This window comes from Ramlibacter sp. (assembly GCF_041916345.1).
In the GTDB taxonomy this organism is placed as follows: domain Bacteria; phylum Pseudomonadota; class Gammaproteobacteria; order Burkholderiales; family Burkholderiaceae_C; genus Ramlibacter.
Genome location: NZ_JAYRZR010000175.1, coordinates 1 through 2,144, shown reverse-complemented (window position 1 = coordinate 2,144; position 2,144 = coordinate 1). Strand labels below are relative to the sequence as shown.

General features: G+C 69.9%; 2 protein-coding genes and 1 pseudogene. All 3 read left to right on the top strand.

Translation table 11 applies throughout. From position 1 onward, the window contains the following. Positions 1 to 494 (top strand): annotated as a pseudogene (locus ACE3T5_RS21500) (malonyl-CoA synthase); the annotation flags it as partial. A gap of 74 nt (positions 495 to 568) precedes the next feature. Next, positions 569 to 1,552 carry a Bug family tripartite tricarboxylate transporter substrate binding protein gene (locus tag ACE3T5_RS21495; protein ID WP_374670151.1) on the top strand — a complete coding sequence of 328 codons (984 nt, stop codon included), beginning with the start codon at positions 569 to 571 and terminating at the stop codon, positions 1,550 to 1,552. A 10-nt stretch (positions 1,553 to 1,562) separates the two neighbouring features. After that, the coding region (locus ACE3T5_RS21490) for an enoyl-CoA hydratase/isomerase family protein (protein ID WP_374670150.1) at positions 1,563 to 2,144 on the top strand (582 nt) is incomplete at its 3' end.

Sequence of the window (2,144 nt, the reverse complement as noted above, 5' to 3'; positions counted from 1 at the left end):
TGGCCGCCGGCGTGCCGGGCGTGCTGGAGGTCGGTTTCTCCGATCCTGCTTTCGGCAGCTACTGGCAGCGGCCCGCGGCAGAGCAGCCGCTGCTGCGCGACAGCCGCCTGGTGACCGGTGATATCGGCCTGCTCGACGGTGACGGCTACCTGCACATCGTGGGCCGCACCAGCGAGGTGATCATCAGCGGCGGCTACAACATTCACCCGCGCGAGGTCGAGATCGCGCTGGAAGAACTGCCGGGCGTTGCCCGCGCCGCGGTCTTTGCCGTGCCGCACCCCGACTACGGCGAAGCCGTGGTGGCCGCCGTCGAGCCGGCGCCGGGGGCAGCCGTGCTCCCCGCCGACGTGCTGGCCGCCCTGCGCAGCCGTCTGGTGGGCTACAAGCTGCCCAAGGCGCTGTTCATCACGCCCGCCCTGCCCCTGACCGAACTCGGCAAGGTGCAACGCAAATTGCTGGCCCAAACTCATCGTCACCACTTCGAGAGAATTTGAATGAATTAGGTGGATTTCGCGTTGACAATATCCCAAACTCGCTCATACTCTGGCGAAAACGAGGAGACATTGCCATGCAAACACGCCACCGTGCCGCCCTGCGGCGCAGCATCCTGATGGGTCTGTTGGCCACTGCGGCCGTGGGCCTGCCCAGCGCACACGCCGCCGAGTTCGGCAAGACCCCCGTCAAGCTGGTCGTGCCGTTCGCGCCGGCCGGCGCCACGGATTTCATCGCACGCACCATCGCGCCGCGGCTGTCGGAGAAGTTCGGCACCCAGTTCGTGGTGGTGAACACCGCGGGCGCCGCGGGCACCATCGGCGCGGCGTCGGTCGCCAATGCCGAGCCCGACGGCAACACGCTGCTCGTCTATCACATCGCCATGGTCACCACGCACCATGTGCAGAAGAACATGCCGTTCGACCCGCTGAAGTCGTTTACGCCCATCGGCATGCTGGCCGAGGCGTCCAACGTGATCGCGGTCAACCCCAACCTGCCCGCGCGCACGCTGGCCGAGCTGGTGGACCATGCGAAGAAGAATCCCGGCAAGGTCAACTTCGGCTCGGCCGGCATCGGCGGCTCCGACCACCTGGGCGGCGAGCTGATGCAGATGGTCACGCAGACCAAACTGACCCACGTGCCGTACAAGGGCGGCGGCCCCGCCACCGCCGCCGTGGTGGCCGGCGAGATCGAGATGAACGCGGGCACCGTGGCGCAGGTCGTGCCGATGATCAAGGCCGGCCGGCTGCGCGCGCTGGCGGTGCTGCAGACCGAGCGCAGCCCTGCGCTGCCCGACGTGCCCAGCGCCAGCGAAGCCGGCTTTCCCGCGCTGGACCACAAGACCTGGTTCGGCCTGTGGGGGCCGGCCAAGATGCCGCCCGAGCTCGTGACGCGCATCAACGCCGCCCTGCGCGAGGTGCTGGCGCGCGACGACGTGCGCCAGGCCATGGCCAACGTGGGCGTGGACCCGAAGGCCAGCACGCCGCAGGAGTTCGACACCTACATCCGTGCCCAGCACACACGCTGGGACAAGGTCCTGGCGGGCCGCTTCGTGCAATGACGTGGCCCGCATGACCCCGGACGCCGTCAGCTACCGGGTCGACGCCGGGATCGCCTATGTGGGCCTGAACCGCCCTGCCGTGCACAACGCGCTGTCGCCCGCCTCGGTGCGGGCGCTGTCGCGCGCCTGGCAGGCCGTGGCGCTGGACCGCGCGGTGAAGGTCGCGATCCTGCACGCCCACGGTGACAGCTTCTGCTCGGGCCGCGACCTGCGCGAGACGGACCTGGGCTTCGGCCCGCGCGCCCGTGCGGGCGAGCCCGCGCCCGAGGACGACGAATGGTCAAGCCGCGAGGGCGAGGCGCGCCGCATCCACTACGTACCGCCGGCCACGCTGCACAAGCCGGTGATCGCCGCCGTGCAGGGGCTGGCCCTGGGCGGCGGGCTGGAACTGGCGCTGAACTGCGACATCCGCGTGGCCGCCACGACCGCGCGCTTCGGCCTGCCCGAAGTCACCAAGGGCGTGGTGCCCGGCAGCGGCGGCCTGTACTGGCTGCCGCGCCTGGTGGGCATGGGGCTGGCGATGGAGATGCTTTTGACTGGGCGCATCATCGACGCCCAGGAGGCGCTGGCCATGCGGCTAGTGAACCGGGTC